This window comes from Azospirillum picis (assembly GCF_017876115.1).
In the GTDB taxonomy this organism is placed as follows: domain Bacteria; phylum Pseudomonadota; class Alphaproteobacteria; order Azospirillales; family Azospirillaceae; genus Azospirillum; species Azospirillum picis.
Genome location: NZ_JAGINO010000004.1, coordinates 169,192 through 185,245 on the forward strand (window position 1 = coordinate 169,192; position 16,054 = coordinate 185,245).

The 16,054-nt window shown below is 70.1% G+C and carries 13 protein-coding genes; 3 read left to right on the top strand and 10 right to left on the bottom strand.

Features of this window, described 5'->3' with window-relative positions; genetic code table 11:
• The first annotated feature begins 21 nt into the window (after positions 1-21).
• On the top strand, positions 22-1,884 hold the full coding sequence (locus J2850_RS08080) for a monovalent cation:proton antiporter-2 (CPA2) family protein (protein ID WP_209980445.1): 1,863 nt from the start codon (positions 22-24) through the stop codon (positions 1,882-1,884).
• A gap of 18 nt (positions 1,885-1,902) precedes the next feature.
• Here J2850_RS08080 and J2850_RS08085 read toward each other — a convergent pair whose 3' ends face one another.
• On the bottom strand, positions 1,903-2,700 hold the full coding sequence (locus tag J2850_RS08085) for an NAD(P)H-dependent oxidoreductase (protein WP_209980447.1): 798 nt from the start codon (positions 2,698-2,700) through the stop codon (positions 1,903-1,905).
• Positions 2,701-2,803: 103 nt separating this feature from the next.
• On the opposite strand from J2850_RS08085, the gene J2850_RS08090 reads away from it, so the two are divergent.
• Positions 2,804-3,739 (top strand): LysR family transcriptional regulator, encoded by a 936-nt coding sequence (locus J2850_RS08090; RefSeq protein WP_209980449.1) that lies wholly within the window; start codon positions 2,804-2,806, stop codon positions 3,737-3,739.
• 81 nt (positions 3,740-3,820) lie between these two features.
• Here J2850_RS08090 and J2850_RS08095 read toward each other — a convergent pair whose 3' ends face one another.
• Genes J2850_RS08095 through proV form a run of 3 tightly spaced genes read right to left on the bottom strand, consistent with a single transcriptional unit; the run spans position 3,821 to position 6,900 of the window.
• Positions 3,821-4,714: a glycine betaine ABC transporter substrate-binding protein gene (locus J2850_RS08095; RefSeq protein WP_246512896.1), complete on the bottom strand. Its 894-nt coding sequence runs from the start codon at positions 4,712-4,714 to the stop codon at positions 3,821-3,823.
• A 39-nt stretch (positions 4,715-4,753) separates the two neighbouring features.
• A complete protein-coding gene (locus J2850_RS08100; RefSeq protein WP_370878913.1) occupies positions 4,754-5,701 on the bottom strand; it encodes an ABC transporter permease in 948 nt (315 codons plus the stop codon).
• A gap of 2 nt (positions 5,702-5,703) precedes the next feature.
• On the bottom strand, positions 5,704-6,900 hold the full coding sequence (proV, locus tag J2850_RS08105; RefSeq protein WP_209980451.1) for a glycine betaine/L-proline ABC transporter ATP-binding protein ProV: 1,197 nt from the start codon (positions 6,898-6,900) through the stop codon (positions 5,704-5,706).
• 156 nt (positions 6,901-7,056) lie between these two features.
• Between proV and J2850_RS32055 the strand changes: the two genes are divergently transcribed.
• Positions 7,057-7,188 carry a hypothetical protein gene (locus J2850_RS32055; protein WP_281414961.1) on the top strand — a complete coding sequence of 44 codons (132 nt, stop codon included), beginning with the start codon at positions 7,057-7,059 and terminating at the stop codon, positions 7,186-7,188.
• A gap of 269 nt (positions 7,189-7,457) precedes the next feature.
• Here J2850_RS32055 and J2850_RS08110 read toward each other — a convergent pair whose 3' ends face one another.
• From J2850_RS08110 to J2850_RS08135, 6 genes are all read right to left on the bottom strand, one after another.
• On the bottom strand, positions 7,458-8,516 hold the full coding sequence (locus J2850_RS08110) for an osmoprotectant NAGGN system M42 family peptidase (protein ID WP_209980453.1): 1,059 nt from the start codon (positions 8,514-8,516) through the stop codon (positions 7,458-7,460).
• Between the two features lie 150 nt (positions 8,517-8,666).
• Positions 8,667-10,421, bottom strand: a complete 1,755-nt coding sequence (gene ngg / locus J2850_RS08115) for an N-acetylglutaminylglutamine synthetase (RefSeq protein ID WP_209980455.1) — start codon at positions 10,419-10,421, stop codon at positions 8,667-8,669.
• Between the two features lie 178 nt (positions 10,422-10,599).
• A complete protein-coding gene (locus tag J2850_RS08120) occupies positions 10,600-12,375 on the bottom strand; it encodes an N-acetylglutaminylglutamine amidotransferase (RefSeq protein WP_209980456.1) in 1,776 nt (591 codons plus the stop codon).
• 428 nt (positions 12,376-12,803) lie between these two features.
• The gene (locus J2850_RS08125; protein WP_209980458.1) at positions 12,804-14,255 is read right to left on the bottom strand and encodes a mechanosensitive ion channel family protein; all 1,452 of its coding nucleotides are present in this window, start codon (positions 14,253-14,255) and stop codon (positions 12,804-12,806) included.
• A 176-nt stretch (positions 14,256-14,431) separates the two neighbouring features.
• Positions 14,432-14,902, bottom strand: a complete 471-nt coding sequence (locus J2850_RS08130) for a BLUF domain-containing protein (protein WP_209980460.1) — start codon at positions 14,900-14,902, stop codon at positions 14,432-14,434.
• Positions 14,903-14,938: 36 nt separating this feature from the next.
• A complete protein-coding gene (locus tag J2850_RS08135) occupies positions 14,939-16,054 on the bottom strand; it encodes an enolase C-terminal domain-like protein (RefSeq protein ID WP_209980462.1) in 1,116 nt (371 codons plus the stop codon).

Here is a 16,054-nt window from a genome sequence, read left to right on the forward strand (position 1 = left end):
CACAGCATTTCGGCGGGGGACATGGCGGAACTGGTGACGTTGGTGGTGCTGTTGGCGGCGATGGTGGTCGCCGTGCCGGTGGCCAAGCGCTTCGGCTTCGGGGCGCCGCTCGGCTATCTCGCCGCCGGACTGGTCGTCGGCCCCGCCGGGCTCGGCCTGGTTTCCGGCGCTGGGGCGATCGGCCATGCCTCCGAACTCGGCGTGGTGATGCTGCTGTTCCTGATCGGCCTGGAACTGCGGCCGGCCCGCCTCTGGGTGATGCGGAAATCCGTCCTCGGGCTGGGCGGGGCGCAGGTCCTGGCGACCGGCGCGCTGGTGGCCGCGCTCTGCCGCTGGGGGCTCGGCCTGCCGCTGCCCGGCGCCGTGGTGCTGGGCTTCGGGCTGGCGCTGTCCTCCACCGCGATGGCGCTGCCGATGATGGCCGAGCGCGGACTGCTCGCCAACCAGTCGGGGCGCAACGCCTTCTCCGTCCTGCTGTTCCAGGATCTCGCCATCATCCCGGCGGTGGCGCTGCTGCCCCTGCTGGGCAACGGGTCGATGCCGCAGGCGGACAACGCCTGGCTGGCGGTCGCCAAGGCGGCGGTGGCGGTGGTGGCCGTGCTGATCGGTGGCCGGTACCTGCTGCGTCCGATCTTCCGCACCGTCGACCGTGCCGGCGCTCCGGAGATCTTCACGGCGACGGCGCTGCTGATCGTCATCGGCACCGCCGTGCTGATCGAGGAGGCTGGGCTGTCGATGTCGCTCGGCGCCTTCATGGCCGGCGTCCTGCTGTCCGATTCCGAATACCGCCACGAGGTCCAGGCCGACATCGAGCCCTTCGAGGGGCTGCTGCTCGGCCTGTTCTTCGTCACGGTCGGGATGGGGGCGGACATCCCGGCGCTGCTCGCCCATCCCGTCCGCTTCTTCGGTCTGGCCGCCGGCCTGCTGATGGCCAAGGCGCTGGTGATGCTGCTGCTCGCCCGTGTCGCCGGCGTGCCCTGGGCCGGGGCGGTCCGCATGGCGACGGTGCTGAGCCAGGGCGGCGAATTCGGCTTCGTGCTGTTCGGGCTGGCGGCCGATGGCGGCGCCATGGGGCGGGAGCAGGCGGCGTCGGCCATGCTGGTGGTGACGCTGTCGATGCTGGCGACGCCGCTGCTGTTCGCGGCGGAGGAACGCTGGATCGCCCCGCGGCTCCTGTCGAACAGGCCAAAGCGCCCCTTCGACCCTCTGCCGGACGACCATCCGCCGGTGATCATCTGCGGCTTCGGCCGCGTCGGGCAGGTGGTCGGCCGCGTGCTGCGGGTGCGCGGCATTCCCTTCACGGCGCTGGAGCAGAATGCCGCCCAGGTGGATTTCGTCCGCAAGTTCGGCAGCAAGGTCTATTACGGCGACCCGACCCGCGTCGAGCTGCTGCGCGCCGCCGGGGCCGAGAAGGCCAAGGTTCTGGTCGTGGCGCTCGACGACATGGAACAGTCGCTGAAGGTGGTGGAGCTGGCGAAGCGGCATTTTCCCGACGTGACCATCTTCGCCCGCGCCCGCAACCGCCGCCACGCGCATTTCCTGATGGACCGCGGCGTCACCCACATCGTCCGCGAAACCTTCGACAGCAGCCTGCGCCTGACCGCCGACGTGCTGCGCAACATGGGCCTTGCGGAAGCGGACGTCGTGCGCACCCTGGACACCTTCCGCGCCCACGACGAACGCACCCTGATCCGTCAGCATGCGGTCCACCAGGACGAATCCCAGCTCATCCAGACGTCGCGTCAGGCCGCGGAGGAACTCCAGGCCCTGTTCGAGGCGGACCGGGAAACCGGGCCGGCTGGCGCCGATGGGGCCAATGGGGCCGGCGCCAATGGGGCTGGCAACAATGGATCCGGCGCCGGTGGCGCCCGGGCCTCCGGCTGAAGCCCCAAGCGGGGCGGATCAGCCTTCGGCAGGGCCGTCCTTCCGGTGCAGGGCGAAGCCGGCTGCCGTGGGGCCGCCCAGGCCCGGCCGCAGCGTCATCGCGGGAATGAGGTAGTCGCCGTCGTTCTGCCGGCGGTAGGGGATCGGCGGGGTGGTGGCGAGCGTCCGCATCCGTTCGCGCAGCCCGGCCGCCACGCGCTCGAAGCCGGCATCGTCGAGACGGTCGGCCTGATAGGCGACGAAGGGCGGGAGCACCTCGAAGCCCGGATAGAACAGGATGCCGTGGTTGATCGGGAACAGCAGGTCCTCGATGGGGCCGTTGATCCCGCGCGCCGAGTAATGCTCCTCCCAGCCGCCCGCGGTCACCACCAGCATGGCGCGCTTCCCGGCCAGCAGCCCCTCGCCGTACCGGTCGCCCCAGCGCCGGTCGCTGTGTTCGCCGACGCCGTAGGCGAAGCCGCGGGCATAGACCCGCTCGACCCAGCCCTTGAGGATGGCCGGCATGGTGAACCACCAGAGCGGGAACTGCAGGATCACGGCGTCCGCCCACAGCAGCTTCTCCTGCTCCGCCCTGACGTCGGCGGTCAGCGTGCCGCCGGCATGGGCGTCGCGCGAGGCGGCGGGAACCTTCAAGCGCTCCGCCGGCCCCAGGGCCGGGAAATCGTCGCGGTCGACCTGCGCTTTCCAGCGGTCGGCATAGAGGTCCGACACGCGGACCTCGTGGCCCTGGTCCTGAAGCTCCCGGACGGCGACGTCGCGCAGCGAGGCGCTGAGCGACGACGGCTCGGGATGGGCGAAGACGAGCAGGACGTTCATGCAGGCGGCTCCTTCGTGATGGGGATGACGGGTACGCCCTCCCAGGTAGCCGAGCCGCGATCCATCCGCTATACCTTGTGGACGGATAGGATTGTGCCGGAAAATGGATAAATCGGACGTCACCCTCGACCGGATGCGGATCTTCGTCCGCGTGGTCGAGCGCGGCAGCCTGTCGGCGGTCGCGCGCGAGATGGGGATCGGGCAATCGACGGTGACGCGCCAGCTCCGCGAGCTTGAGGAGGCGCTCGGCGCTGCGCTGCTCAGCCGGACCACGCGCCGCCTCAGCCTGACCGAGGAGGGACAGCGCTACCATGCCGACTGCGTCCAGATCCTGCGCCTGGTCGAGCAGGCCGGCGACGAGGTGCGGGGCGCGCGGGGGGCGCCGGCCGGCACCGTGCGCATCTCCTGCACGGCGGCCTTCGGGACGCTGTGGGTCAGCCGGTTGATCTTCGCCTTCCAGGATCTGCATCCCGACATCGCCGTCGACTTCAGCCTGTCCGACCAGCGCATCGATCTGGTCCGCGACGGGGTCGACATCGCGATCCGCCTCGGGCCGCTTTCCGACAGCTCCATGAAGCTGCGCCCGCTCGGCGAGTCCCATCGGCTGCTGGTGGCGGCGCCCGGCTACCTCGACCGGCGCGGCCGCCCGTCGGTCCCGGCGGACCTCGCGCTGCATGAGGGCATCCGGATGACCAACGTCGCGGGCAGCGACAGCCTGACTCTGCTGGGTGCCGACGGACGGCGGACCGACGTCCCCTTCGCCGGACGGTTCCGCGTCGACCATGGGTTGGCCGTCCGCGAGGCCCTCGTCGCCGGCCGCGGGATCGCGCCGGCGCATCTCTGGCTGGTCGCGGACCATCTCGACGCCGGGCGGCTCGAGAAGGTCCTGCCGGACCAGTCGCTGCCGCCGGTTCCTCTCAGCATGCTGATCGTTCCCGAGCGCGCCGGCATAACACGCGTCCGCCTGCTGATCGACTTCCTGGCCGGGCATATCGGCCGATTGCCCGGCATCCTGCGCCCCGGACGCCGGAGCGATTGACCCGGCGTGGACGGCAGGAGGGCCGGAGCGCATGCCCCGGCCCCCGCAGCGACGCGAACGGTCGATCCCCCGCTGACAGGCTCAGCCTGCCGGCATCTGGCCGGTGACCCAGTAGTCGACCCGCTCCTTGTGTTTGGCGATGTAGTCGTCGATCGCCTTGTCGTAGGAGCTGTTGTCGGCCTCCAGCATGATCCCCTCCAACTCCTCCAGGGGCAGGTACATGCGGGTCAGGAATTCGGCGATGTCGGGATGATCCTGGTAGAAGCCCTTGCGCCCCATGACCTGGACGCGCTCCAGGCCGCCCAGCGCACCCTCGGGATCCTCCAGGTAGCGCAGCTTCCACTTGGCGAACATCCAATGCGGATTCCAGGCGGTGACGACGATCCAGTCCTTGCGCCGTTCGGCGCGGCCGAGCGCGGCGGTCATCGCGGCGCCGCTGGCGGAGACGAGGCTGTAGTCCTTCAGGCCGTACGCGTCGATCGCCTTCTCGGAGGCCTTCATCAGGCCGGCGCCAGGATCGATGCCCTGGATCCTGCCGCCCAGCTTCGCCCGCACCTCGGGTTTGGCGAGGTCGGCGACGGTACGGACCTGGTCGGCCGGGACATAGTCCGGAACCGCCCAGCCCAGGCGTGCGCGGGTATAGAGGATGCCAAGCGGCACCACCTTGTCGCCGAGCTTCTCCATGTAGTCGGCATGGGTGGCCGGCAGCCAGGACATCATCATGAAGTCGAGGTCGCCCTTGGCCAGGCCCTGGTACTGCAGGCCGATGTCTGCCAGGACAAGCTCCACCGGCTGGTGCAGGCGCTCCGTGATGAGCCGTTCGGCGAGCCTTGTCACCGCCTCGGCGTCCGACCAGGCGGTCCAGCCGATGCGGACCGGCTTCGTCTCGGCGGCGAGGGCGGGTGCCCCCAGCGTGGCGCATCCGACGGCCGCGGCGGCACCGAGGGCCAGCATTTTCAGAAAAGCGCGTCTCATCAAGATCAATCCTTCCGATACTCTCTTGCGGGGGTTGGCTCACCCCGCCTGTTGTGCTCCTTCAGGGCGGACCGATCCGGCCTCGCCCGGCTGCGGCGCGCCGGCCGGAAGCAGCCGCGCGCGCAGCGCGGACAGGCTCGGCCGGGGCGTGGGGGCGCCGGCGCGGCTTCCGAAACTCTGGGTGATGCGGTCGAGCAGGACGGCGAGGATCACCACCGCCAGGCCGCCGTTGAAGCCCTGGGCGATGTCCAGGCGCTGGATGCCGCTCAGCACCTCGTTGCCGAGGCCGCCCGCGCCGATCATCGAGGCGATCACCACCATCGACAGCGACAGCATGATGGTCTGGTTGATGCCGGCCATGATCGAGGGCAGGGCGGTCGGGAACTGGACGCGGCGCAGGAGCTGCGTCGGCGTGCATCCGAAGGCCAGCCCGGCCTCGACCAGCTCGTGCGGGACCTGCCGGATGCCGAGGCTGGTCAGGCGGACAACCGGCGGCATCGAAAAGATGATGGTGGCGATGGTTCCCGGCACCCGCCCGAGGCCGAACAGCATCGCCGCCGGGATCAGGTAGACGAAGGCCGGCATCGTCTGCATCAGGTCCAGCGCCGGGCGCAGCACGGCCTGCACCCTGTCGTGGCGGGCGGCCAGGATGCCCAGGGGAATGCCCACCACCAGGGCCACCGCGGTGGAGGTCAGCACCAGCGCCAGCGTGTCGACCATCTGCGGCCACATGCCGAGGCCGACGACCACCAGCAGCGAGGCCAGGGCGAACAGCGCGAAGCGCCAGCCGATCCGCCACAGCCCGACCAGCACGATCAGCGCGGCGAGCGCCGTTCCCGGCAGGGAGGTCAGCGCGCCCTGGACGCCGTCGGCGACGGCGCCGATCACCGCGTCGATGCCGTCGAACAGCCATTGCGCATGATCCAGCAGGAACAGCACGGCCGCTTCCGCCCAGGATCCGAACGGCAGCTTGAAATCCATGTCCATCGTCAGGCTCCCCGCCCCAGCGTTTCGAGATAGGCGGTTTTCGAGATCGCCCCCAGGAAGGCGCCGCCGGCGTCGATCACCGGCAGCGGGCAGGGACTGGCGGCGACGCGCTGGCGCACCTCCTCCATCGGCAGGTTGGACGGCACCGCCTCGATCCCCGGCAGCAATGCCTGGTCGATGGTGGCCGAGCCGTTCGACCGTTCGATCGCCGCCAGCAGCGTGTCGGTGGAGACGACGCCCTGGAACCTGCGCCGCCCGTCATGCACATAGGCGAACTCGCGGTCGCGCTCGCGTAGCTGCCGCAGCGCGGCCCGCGGTCCTTCACCGGTGTGGCGGACCACCGTCACCTGGTCGCGGCGGGCGATGTCGCCGGCGGTCAGCACCTTGGTGACGTCGATGTTGCGGAAGAAGCTGCGGACGTAGTCGTTGGCCGGGTTCTTCAGGATTTCGTCGGGCCGTCCGACCTGGACCACTTGGCCGCCTTCCATGATGGCCAGCCGGTCGCCGATGCGGATCGCCTCGTCCAGGTCGTGGCTGATGAAGACGATGGTGCGCTGGCGTTCGGCCTGCAGCCGCAGCAGCTCGTCCTGCATCTCCGCCCGGATCAGCGGATCGAGGGCCGAGAAGGCCTCGTCCATCAGCAGGACCGACGGCTCGTTGGCCAGCGCCCGGGCCAGCCCGACGCGCTGCTGCATGCCGCCCGAAAGCTCGCGCGGCCAGCTTTCGGCATAGGCGCCGAGCCCCACGGCCTCCAGCGCCTGCTGGGCCTTGTCCCGGCGGGCGGCGAGGTCGACGCCGGCGATCTCCAGCCCGAAGGCGGCATTCTGCCAGACACGCAGATGCGGCATCAGGGCGAAGGACTGGAAGACCATGGACAGGTCGCGCCGCCGCAGGTCCATGAGGTCGCGGGCCGACAGGCGCGTGATGTCGCGCCCGTCCACCAGGATCTCGCCCGCCGTCGGGTCGATCAGGCGGTTCAGCATCCGCACCAGCGTCGACTTGCCGGAGCCGGACAGCCCCATGACGACGAAGATCTCGCCGGGCTGGATGTCGAAGCTGGCATCGAGGACGCCGACCGTCTGGCCGGTCTGCTTGAAAACCTCGTCCTTGGAACGGCCGGCCTTCAGCAGGGTCATTGCCTGGCGCGGCTGGTTTCCGAAGATTTTGGTGACGCCTTTGACGGCGATTTTTGCGGTCATGCGCTGATGTCTCCCGGGATGGCCCGAAACGGCATGGCGACGCCCGGTCCGTCCTCCGCATGGGAGTCGGAATGGCGGCTGCGACCATTGTCGGGTGGGAGCGTGCGGCGGCCCGCAGGGCACGCGATGAGGCACGCTGAGAAGGACTTAGGTCCGATGGCGCCGATGGCGCGCGGACAGGATGCGATTGCTAGCAGGCAATCACTGCGTCACGGGATTGAAGATGCTGCCAGTAAAGAAGTGGTGATCCTCAAATCCGATAAGTCCGGCGAATGGGAATGTTCCTGAATCCTATAATAACAACTGATCAAACCTCCTCGCCGTTGGGCGAATGATTCCGGCATATGACCTGTCGGTCAAGCGTGATTGTGGCGCAAACAAGGCGGACACCCGTGCTTGTGCCGGAGGTCAAGCTAACATCAGTGCGATCGAATTTGAACCCTTTTTGGGGCATAATTTGCCCAAGCGCCCAGGAGGACCCTGGGCGGCCTGGAATATCGGAATAAAAACCTATGAAGTTGCCGGCTCGCGCGGGGCGGGAGCGGTGCCGGTTCCGCTCAGTCGCGCGGCGGGCTCTGCATGTAGAGCACGAGCAGGCGGACGAGGCTTTCCAAGGCGTTGACGTGTGTCCGCTCATAGCCGTGCGATGCGTCGATGCCGAAACAGATCAGCGCCGTGCGGATGTCGTTGCCGGCCTCGATGGCGGATGCGCTGTCGCAGCGGTAGTAGCGGAAGACGTCGCGCTGGTGCGGGATGTTCTGTGCCTCGCATAACGACAGGAGGGAGCGGGTCAGCGCCATGTCGAACGGGCCGGTGCTGTCGGCCATCGCGATGGTGACGCCGTATTCGCTGCTGTTCTGGCCGGGTGCGACGGTGCCGTTGTCGATGGTGACCATCTCGGCGACGTCCTGGTGCAGGACGGACGAGGCTCCCGACCCGACCTCCTCGGAGATCGTGAAGAGCAGGTGGCAGTCGACCGGCAGCGGCACGCCGGTCTCGACGACGGCCTTGGCGGCGCCGAGCATCACCGCCACGCCGGCCTTGTCGTCGAGATGGCGGGAGACGATGAAACCGTTCTCCAGGAATTCCGGCTGCGGGTCGATGGAGACGAAGTCGCCGATGTTGAAGCCGCGCTCCTCCAGCTCACGCCGGTTGGTGCAGGGGGCGTCGACGCGCAGTTCCACCTGCCGCCAGCTCACCGGCTGGGTATCGACCTCCTCGTTGTAGGTGTGGCCCGACGCCTTCAGCGGCAGGATCGTGCCGCGCCACGGCCCGCGGTCGGTCAGGATCGTGCAGCGCGCGCCCTCGGCGAAGCGCGATGACCAGTGGCCGACCGGCACCAGCTCCATCCGCCCGTTGTCCTTCAGCATCTTCACCTGGGCGCCCAGCGTGTCGACATGGGAGACCAGCGCGCGGTCCGGGCTGGACTGCACGCCTTTCAGGTCGGCCCGGATCGCTCCGCGGCGGGTCAGCTCGTACCGGATGCCCATCCGCTCCAGCTCGGCGCAGCACAGCCGGATCACGTCGTCCGTGCAGCCGGTCGGGCTGGGCGTGGTCAGCAGCCGGAACAGGATGTCCGTGACATATTCCATGTCGATGGGCAGCGGAACGGCCATGGTCGGTCCTCAAGGGTTGCGGGGGAACAGGTGGTTCGAGGTGGGCGGCCGCCCCCTCCCGGCCCGTCCCGCGGCGTCAGCGCCCCTTGGGGATGCCGGCGCGGGCGGGGCGCGCAGGGGGCGGGTCATCGGAGGCATCCCGCATCCGTCTCACAGGATGCCGCGCGTCTGCGGGAACAGCAGGTCGACGAAGCGCTCCGCCGTCGGCTGGGGCTCGTGGTTGGCGAGGCCCGGACGCTCGTTCGCCTCGATGAAGACGTGGCCGGGACGCTCCGGCGCCTCCACCAGCAGGTCGAAGCCGACCACCGGAATGTCCAGCGCGCGGGCGGCGACCGTCGCGACCTCCACCAGCTCCGGGTGCAGGGCGTCGGTGACGTCGTGGATGGTGCCGCCGGTGTGCAGGTTGGCCGTCTTGCGCACCGCCAGCACCTCGCCGGCCGGCAGGATGTCGTCGTAGCCCTTGCCGGCGGCGGCCAGGCAGCGCTCGGTCTCGGCATCCATCGGGATCCGGCTCTCGCCGCCGGTGGCGGCGGCCCGCCGGCGCGTCTGCGCCTCGATCAGTTCGCGGACGCTGTGGGTGCCGTCGCCGGTCACCTCGGCCGGCCGCCGCACGGCTGCGGCCACCACCTTCTTGTCGATGACGATGATGCGCAGGTCCTGGCCTTCGCAGAACTGCTCCAGGAGCACGGTGTCGCAATGCTGGCGGGCGGCGGCGATGGCGCGTTCCATGGTCTCGGCATCGCGGATGTCGACGGTGATGCCGCGGCCCTGCTCGCCGCGGGCCGGCTTGACCACGATGCGGCCGTGCGTCTCCAGGAACCGGGCATTCTCCTCCGGCTCGCCGGCGACCGCCTGGGCCGGAACCTTCAGCGAGGCGCGCTCCAGCACGCGGCGGGTGACCGCCTTGTCGTCGCACCGGCTCATGGCGATGGCGGAGGTCAGCTCGCTCAGCGATTCGCGGCAGACGACGCTGCGCCCGCCCCAGGTCAGGCAGAAATAGCCGGCCTCGGCATCCAGGATGTCGACGCCGATGCCGCGGCGCCGGGCCTCGTTGACGATGATCGTCGCATAGGGGTTCAACTGCTCGCCGGGTTCCGGTCCCATGAACAGCCGTTCGTTGATCGGGTTCTTGGTCTTCAGCGCGAAGGCCGGGATGCGGCGGAAATTCAGCTTCTCGTAGAGCGCGATCGCCGTCTCGTTGTCGTGCAGGACCGACAGGTCGACGAAGGCGCGGCCGCGCGCCTGCATGTGCTCCGCCACCGTGCGCACCAGCGTCTCGCCGACGCCGGGGAAGGAGGCCTGCGGATCGACCGCCAGGCACCAGAGGGAGCTGCCGTTCTCCGGGTCGGCGAAGGCGTGGGCATGGTCGACGGCGGTCACCGCCCCGATCACCTCGCCGGTGCTCTCGTCGCAGGCGATGAAATGGGTCAGCAGCCGGCTGTTGCGCGTCGCCACCAGGAAGGAGGCGGACACCGGGACCATCCGCCGCCGGGCGTAGATGCGCTGGACGCCCTCGGCGTCCTCGCGGGTGCGCAGGCGGCGGACCGTGTAGCCCTTGGGCCGGCGCCGCGAAGGCCGGTAGTCGGTCAGCCACAGGCGGAACGTGTGGGAGGGGTCGAGGAACAGCTCCTGCGGCGCCTGGGCCAGCGCAACATGGGGGTCCTGCAGGTAGAAGGCGATGTCGCGGGTCCCCGGCGCCTCCTGCCGCAGCGTCCCGACCAGCCGGTCGAGGTCGTCGAAGGTGTGGGCGAAGATCAACCGGCCCCAGCCGCAATCGATCACCACGTCGCGGCGCGGCGTGGTGCCGTCGTCGGCGTCGTCGTCGACGGTATGGCGCCCGGTGTGGCGAAGGCTGGCGCTGGCGGCACGTTCGAGCCGGTGCGGCTTTACGCGGGCGTAGGTCATGCTGTGGATCTCCCCGGGTGGTCGGCCGGTCTTGCCTTTCGGATCCCGCTGCGGTGGCGGCGAGGGGCACGGGAGGGCGCCTCGCCGGCCGTTGCGCAGGGGGCCGTTGCGCAGGGGGCCGGTTCCTGTTGGCGGTTGCCGCCGGTGCCGTCTCAACCGCGGCACCGGCGGATCGCGGTCAGAGCCCCTGTTCCTGGAACCAGAACTCCAGGAGCGCCGCCTGCCACAGCTTCGAGCCGCGCAGCGGGGTGATGTGCTGGTCCGGATTGGCCAGCAGCCGGCCCAGATAGTCGGGACGGAACAGGCCGCGCTCGCGGGCCGCCGGGGCGCTCAGCACGTCCTGGACCAGGTCCAGGAAGGGGCCGCGCAGGTATTTCAGCGCCGGCACCGGGAAATAGCCCTTCGGCCGGTCGATCACCTCCGCCGGCACGACGCTGCGCGCCGCTTCCTTCAGGACGTATTTGCCGCCCTCGGCCACCTTCATCTCGGCCGGGATGCGGGCCGCCAGCTCGACGAGCTCGTGGTCGAGGAAGGGCACCCGCGCCTCCAGCCCGGCGGCCATCGTCATGTTGTCGACGCGCTTCACCGGATCGTCGACCAGCATCACGGTGGTGTCGAGGCGCAGGGCCTTGTCCACCGCCCGCTCGGCGCCTGGCTGGGCGAAGCGCCCTTCCAACCAGTGGCGCGAATGGTCGTCGCCGACGAGCCGCGGGTCGAGCGCCTCGGCCATTTCGGCATGGTCGCGGTCGAAGAAGACGCGGGCGTAATCGGCCAACGCGTCGCCGCTTTGCAGCAGCGGCGGATACCAGTGGTAGCCGCCGAACACCTCGTCGGCGCCCTGGCCCGACTGCACGACCTTGACGTGCTTCGCCACCTCCTGCGACAGCAGGAAGAAGCCGATGTTGTCGTGGCTGACCATCGGTTCCGACATCGCCCGGACGCAGTTGGCCAGCTCGGGCAGCGCCCGCCCGCTGTCGACGAACAGCCGGTGGTGGTCGGTGCCGAAGCGCTCGGCGACGATGTCGGAATACTGGAATTCGTCGCCGCGCTCGTCACCCACAGTCTCGAAGCCGATCGAGAAGGTCTTCAGCCCGCTCTGGCCGTTCTCCGCCAGAAGCGCCGTGATCAGCGAGCTGTCCAGGCCGCCGGACAGCAGCACGCCGACCGGCACGTCGGCGACCAGGCGGCGGCGCACGGCGAGCGTCAGCTTTTCCAGCACCAGGTCGCGCCAGTCGGCGAAGCTGCGGCCTTCGTCGCCGGCCTGTGGCCCGAACGTCAGCGACCAGTAGGTGCTTTCCTGCCGGGAGCCGTCGGGCTCGACCGTCAGGATGGTCGCCGGCGGCAGCTTGCGGACGCCCTTCAGGATGGTGTATGGCGCCGGCACGACGGCGTGGAAGCTCATGTAGTGGTGCAGGGCGACCGGATCGACGTCGGTGTCGATGCCGCCCGAGGCGACCAGCGCCGGCAGCGAGGAGGCGAAGCGCAGGGCGCCCGGCACCTCCGCCAGGTAAAGCGGCTTGATGCCGAGCCGGTCGCGGCCCAGCACGACGCGCCCACTGTCGCGCTCGTGGATCGCGAAGGCGAACATGCCGTTCAGCCGCTTGACGAAGTCGCGGCCCCAGGCATGGTAGGCCTTCAGCAGGACCTCGGTGTCCCCTTCGGAGAAGAAGCGGTAGCCGAGCCCGGCCAGCTCCTGGCGCAGGTCCCGGTGATTGTAGATGCAGCCGTTGAAGACGATGGTGAGGCCGAGGTCGGCGTCCACCATCGGCTGCTGCGAGGCCTCGCTCAGGTCGATGATCTTCAGGCGCCGATGTCCGAATGCGACGCGCCCATGGGCGAACAGGCCGTGGCCGTCCGGTCCCCGTGCCGCCATGCGGTCGCACATGGCCTGCACCGCCGCCACATTGGCCGCGTGACCGGTCTTGAATTGAATCTCACCACTCAGTCCGCACATCGGCTGTCGAGCCTCCTCGTTGGTTCAGGACGAAGGGGCGCTCGACCCGCAAGAAGGGCCAAACACCGGGGGCGCCGGCTGCGGAATGCGGCCGCCACCCGTTGCAGGCGGTCGCGACGACCGCCGGGAACGCTTGCTGCGTCCGCACGGCATAACGTCCCGCACCGGCCAGGGTTCCACGCCGGAATCCCATGCCGGTATTCCATGAGGGTTGGACCCGGCGAAAGCCGGCGCGGAGGGCCGTTCGACGCCTGCGTCCGGCCGCGCGCCCATCCGGCGCTGCGATCGGAGGTCGATAGATGGGGACCGGCGCCGGCCACGTCCACCAATCCCGGGTGGCAAAATGGCCTTGCCACGGTGGGGCAGGGTGACGGTCCCTGGTGGCGGAGGAAGCTGATGCCGCCGGGGTGCCCGCTACGGTCGCCGCGTCACAGGCCGAAAATCCCGCGCAGGCGCGCCAGCAGCGCCTGCTTTTCCGCATGCGGCGGCGGTGCCGACCCCTCCGGGCGGTCGGGACGGGTGTTGTTGCGGCTCTGGCGGTCGGCCATCAGTTCCGCCAGCCGCTCGGCCAATTCCGGGCGGCGGCGCAGCACGGGATCGAGATGGCTGCGTTCCAGCTCGAAGATCACCGCGTCGGTACAGGCGACTACCGAGGCGCTGCGCGGCTGGCCGGTCAGAAGGGACATCTCGCCGAACAACTCGCCGGGGCGCAGCCGGGTCAGGTGGCGGACGGCCGGCCGGCCGCCGGGGTCGGCCGCGGCGACCTGGACGTCGAACACCCCCTCCGCGATGACGAACAGCGACTCGCCCGCGTCCCCCTGGCGCACCGCGGCGCTGCCGGCGGCGATGAGCCGCCGCCGCATCGCGCGGCCGAGCGCCTCGATCTCGGGATCGTCGAAGGCGTCGAACAGCTCCAGCCGCCGCAGCAGGCTGCGCCGCAGGGAGCCGCCTTCGACGCCGGCATCCGCGCGTGGGCGGGATTCCTGCTTCGGGCGGGCTGGCTCGACCCCGGCATGCGCCAGGTTGGACAGGGCCGCCGAGAGCACGGCGTCGCGCACCTGCGACACCCGGCCGCCGTCGTCGATCCAGAAGCGGACCAGATAGTTGATCCCGTTGGGGGTCACGGCATCGACGATCACGTCCGGCTGCGGTGTCGGCAGCACGCCGTCGGCGCAGAGCAGGGCCGACAGCAGGATGCGCTTGGCGCGCTCGACCGGGATGTCGCTGTCGAGCAGGATGGCGGCGGTGGTGCGGAAGGCCGGGTTGGGCCAACTGAAATTGACGAACCGGCTGCCGGCGACGATGCCGTTCGGCACGATGAGCGCGGTGCCGTCGGATGCGATCAGGCGGGTGGCTCGCCAGTTGATCTCGTCCACCCGGCCGGAGACGCCGGGCGACAGCTCCAGCCAGTCGCCGATGCGGTAGGGATGCTCGATGTTCAGCGCGATCCCGGCGAAGATGTCGGCGATCATGTTGCGCAGGGCGAAGCCCAGCACGGCGATGGCGACGCCCGACGTCGCCAGCAGTCCGGTGACCGGCTGGTTCAGCACGAAGGCGAGGATGCCGACCACCGCCACGCCGTAGACCAGGAAGCGCAGCAGGTCGCTGAGCAGGCGCGGAATGCGCGGCTGCCGGGGAACGGCGCCGTTCGTGCCGCCGTTGCTGCCGCTGCTCCCCGCCGCCAGCAGGTCGATCACCCGCGAGCCGACCCAGGCCGCGACCAGCCAGGCCGCCGCCGCCACGGCAAGATCGAATCCGGTGCTGAGCCCGGGACCGGCCAGCCGGTCCAGATGGACGTGCAGCCAGGGCTTCGCCGCAGCCAGGGCACCCAGGATGGCGAGCACCAGCACGGGAGCGGACAGACGCCGCAAGGCGTTCATCGGACCTCATTCTCCTCGACGGCCGGCCGGGTTGGCGTCGGTGTGGCCGGGCGAGGTGCGACCATGCCATGCAAAAGCATCCCGTCAAGCTGTCCGTGGCGCCTAGAGCGTGATCGTTTCAGGCGCTGTCGCTTGAAACGTGAATCACATGGAAGACCAGAAGCACCAGACAGACTCTAAGGGTGTCCGCCGCGGATGAAATTGGCGATCACCTCGTTCTTCCCGGCCAGCGTCACGGCGAACTCGTAGGCGCGGCGCAGGACCGCCAGTGCCACGTCGGGATCCCGGCTCCGCGACCGGAACTCGCCGGCCCGGCGCAGGCCGGCGAAGTCGCCGGTCCAGAAGGACGGATCGTCGAGCGGACCGACATTCATCGCCCAGAAGCCGAAGCTGCGGTCCGGTCCGCTGTCGTGGCACAGGGTGACGGTGACGTTGGTATGCCGGGTGTCGGCTTCGATCCGCTCGAACAGGGCGAGGACAGCGTCGGACTCCCCTTCGAGGATCTGAAGGAATGTTCCTTCATGCTCCACCAGGAAGCCGGTGATTCCCAGCGTCCGGTTCTTCCGGGCGCTGCGCACGCAGATGTCCGCCAGCGCGGAAAAGGGCAACAGGGCAACGGCATCGCTGCGGTACAGCAGCGTCTTCATCGGCGTCCTCCCGTCTTCATGGCCCGCGGGCCGGCGTCACCCCGCATCCCTGAACCGCTCGGCGTCGGCCCGCTTGAAGTCGAGCCCGAGCCCCGGCCGGCCGGGGTCCGGGGCGAGCAGGCCGTTCCTGGGAACCGCCGCCCCCTCGAACAGCATCCGCTCGATGCGGGCGTGGTCGTGGAAATACTCGATGTTCATCATCGGACGGCAGGCGCATGCCACCTGCGTGTGCAGCGAGGGCGCCGTATGGGCGGACAGTGGTGTGGCGAACGCCTCGGCCAGCGCGGCCACCGCGAGGAAGCCGGTGATGCCGCAGCGCGTGGCATCCGCCTGGATGACGTCGACCGCCCCCGCCTCCAGCATGCGGCGGAAATAGGCCGGCGTGTAGCCGTATTCGCCGGCGGCGATCGCCATGCCGGCCGGCCCGCGGTCGCGGACCAGCCGCAGCCCCTCCAGGTCGTCGGAGGACACCGGTTCCTCGAACCAGGTGACGCCCAGCCCGGCCAGCGCCTCGGCGGTCGCCAGCGCTGCCTTGCGGCTGCAGGCGCCGTTGGCGTCGACGTAGAGGTCCACCCCGTCTCCGATCGCGCCGCGCGCCACCGCCGCCCGCCGCGCGGCGGTGGCCGGATCGCCGCCGATCTTCATCTTGACCGCCGTCAGCCCGTCCCCCGCCCAGCCGGCGAGCTGGTCGGCCAGCATCCGGTCGGAATAGCTGGTGAAGCCGCCGCTGCCGTAGGCGGGGGTGGCGTCGCGGGCCCGCCCGAGCAGGTCGGCGACCGGGCGGCCGAACAGCTTGCCCTTCAGGTCCCAGAGGGCGGCGTCGACGGCGGCGATCGCCATCGACGCGATGCCCGGCCGGCCGAGGTTGCGCACGGCGGCCGTCATGGCGATCCAGGCCCGGTTGACGTCGAGGGCGTCCATGCCCGTCACCAGCGGCCCCAGCGTGCCGGCGATCAGCCGGGCCGTCGCCCGGTCGGCATAGCCGTAGCCGAGGCCGTTGCGGCCGCCGCCCTCCACGCTGACGACCACCAGCACCGTATGGTCCCAGCCGAAGGTGCCGTCCGCTTCCGGCGCGTCGGTGGGGATGGTGAAGGTCTCGACGGCGATCCGGTCGATGGCCGGGCGGTCTGTGGTGGGCCGGCGGTCGGGCAT

Bases quoted from the DNA above. Each gene is read 5' to 3' on its own strand.
- J2850_RS08080 (WP_209980445.1), top strand. From the start codon at position 22: ATGGCGGAACTGGTGACGTTGGTGGTGCTGTTGGCGGCGATGGTGGTC.
- J2850_RS08085 (WP_209980447.1), bottom strand. From the start codon at position 2,700: ATGAACGTCCTGCTCGTCTTCGCCCATCCCGAGCCGTCGTCGCTCAGC.
- J2850_RS08090 (WP_209980449.1), top strand. From the start codon at position 2,804: ATGGATAAATCGGACGTCACCCTCGACCGGATGCGGATCTTCGTCCGC.
- J2850_RS08095 (WP_246512896.1), bottom strand. From the start codon at position 4,714: ATGAGACGCGCTTTTCTGAAAATGCTGGCCCTCGGTGCCGCCGCGGCC.
- J2850_RS08100 (WP_370878913.1), bottom strand. From the start codon at position 5,701: ATGGACATGGATTTCAAGCTGCCGTTCGGATCCTGGGCGGAAGCGGCC.
- proV (WP_209980451.1), bottom strand. From the start codon at position 6,900: ATGACCGCAAAAATCGCCGTCAAAGGCGTCACCAAAATCTTCGGAAAC.
- J2850_RS32055 (WP_281414961.1), top strand. From the start codon at position 7,057: ATGGCGCCGATGGCGCGCGGACAGGATGCGATTGCTAGCAGGCAATCA.
- J2850_RS08110 (WP_209980453.1), bottom strand. From the start codon at position 8,516: ATGGCCGTTCCGCTGCCCATCGACATGGAATATGTCACGGACATCCTG.
- ngg (WP_209980455.1), bottom strand. From the start codon at position 10,421: ATGACCTACGCCCGCGTAAAGCCGCACCGGCTCGAACGTGCCGCCAGC.
- J2850_RS08120 (WP_209980456.1), bottom strand. From the start codon at position 12,375: ATGTGCGGACTGAGTGGTGAGATTCAATTCAAGACCGGTCACGCGGCC.
- J2850_RS08125 (WP_209980458.1), bottom strand. From the start codon at position 14,255: ATGAACGCCTTGCGGCGTCTGTCCGCTCCCGTGCTGGTGCTCGCCATC.
- J2850_RS08130 (WP_209980460.1), bottom strand. From the start codon at position 14,902: ATGAAGACGCTGCTGTACCGCAGCGATGCCGTTGCCCTGTTGCCCTTT.
- J2850_RS08135 (WP_209980462.1), bottom strand. From the start codon at position 16,054: ATGCCCGACCGCCGGCCCACCACAGACCGCCCGGCCATCGACCGGATC.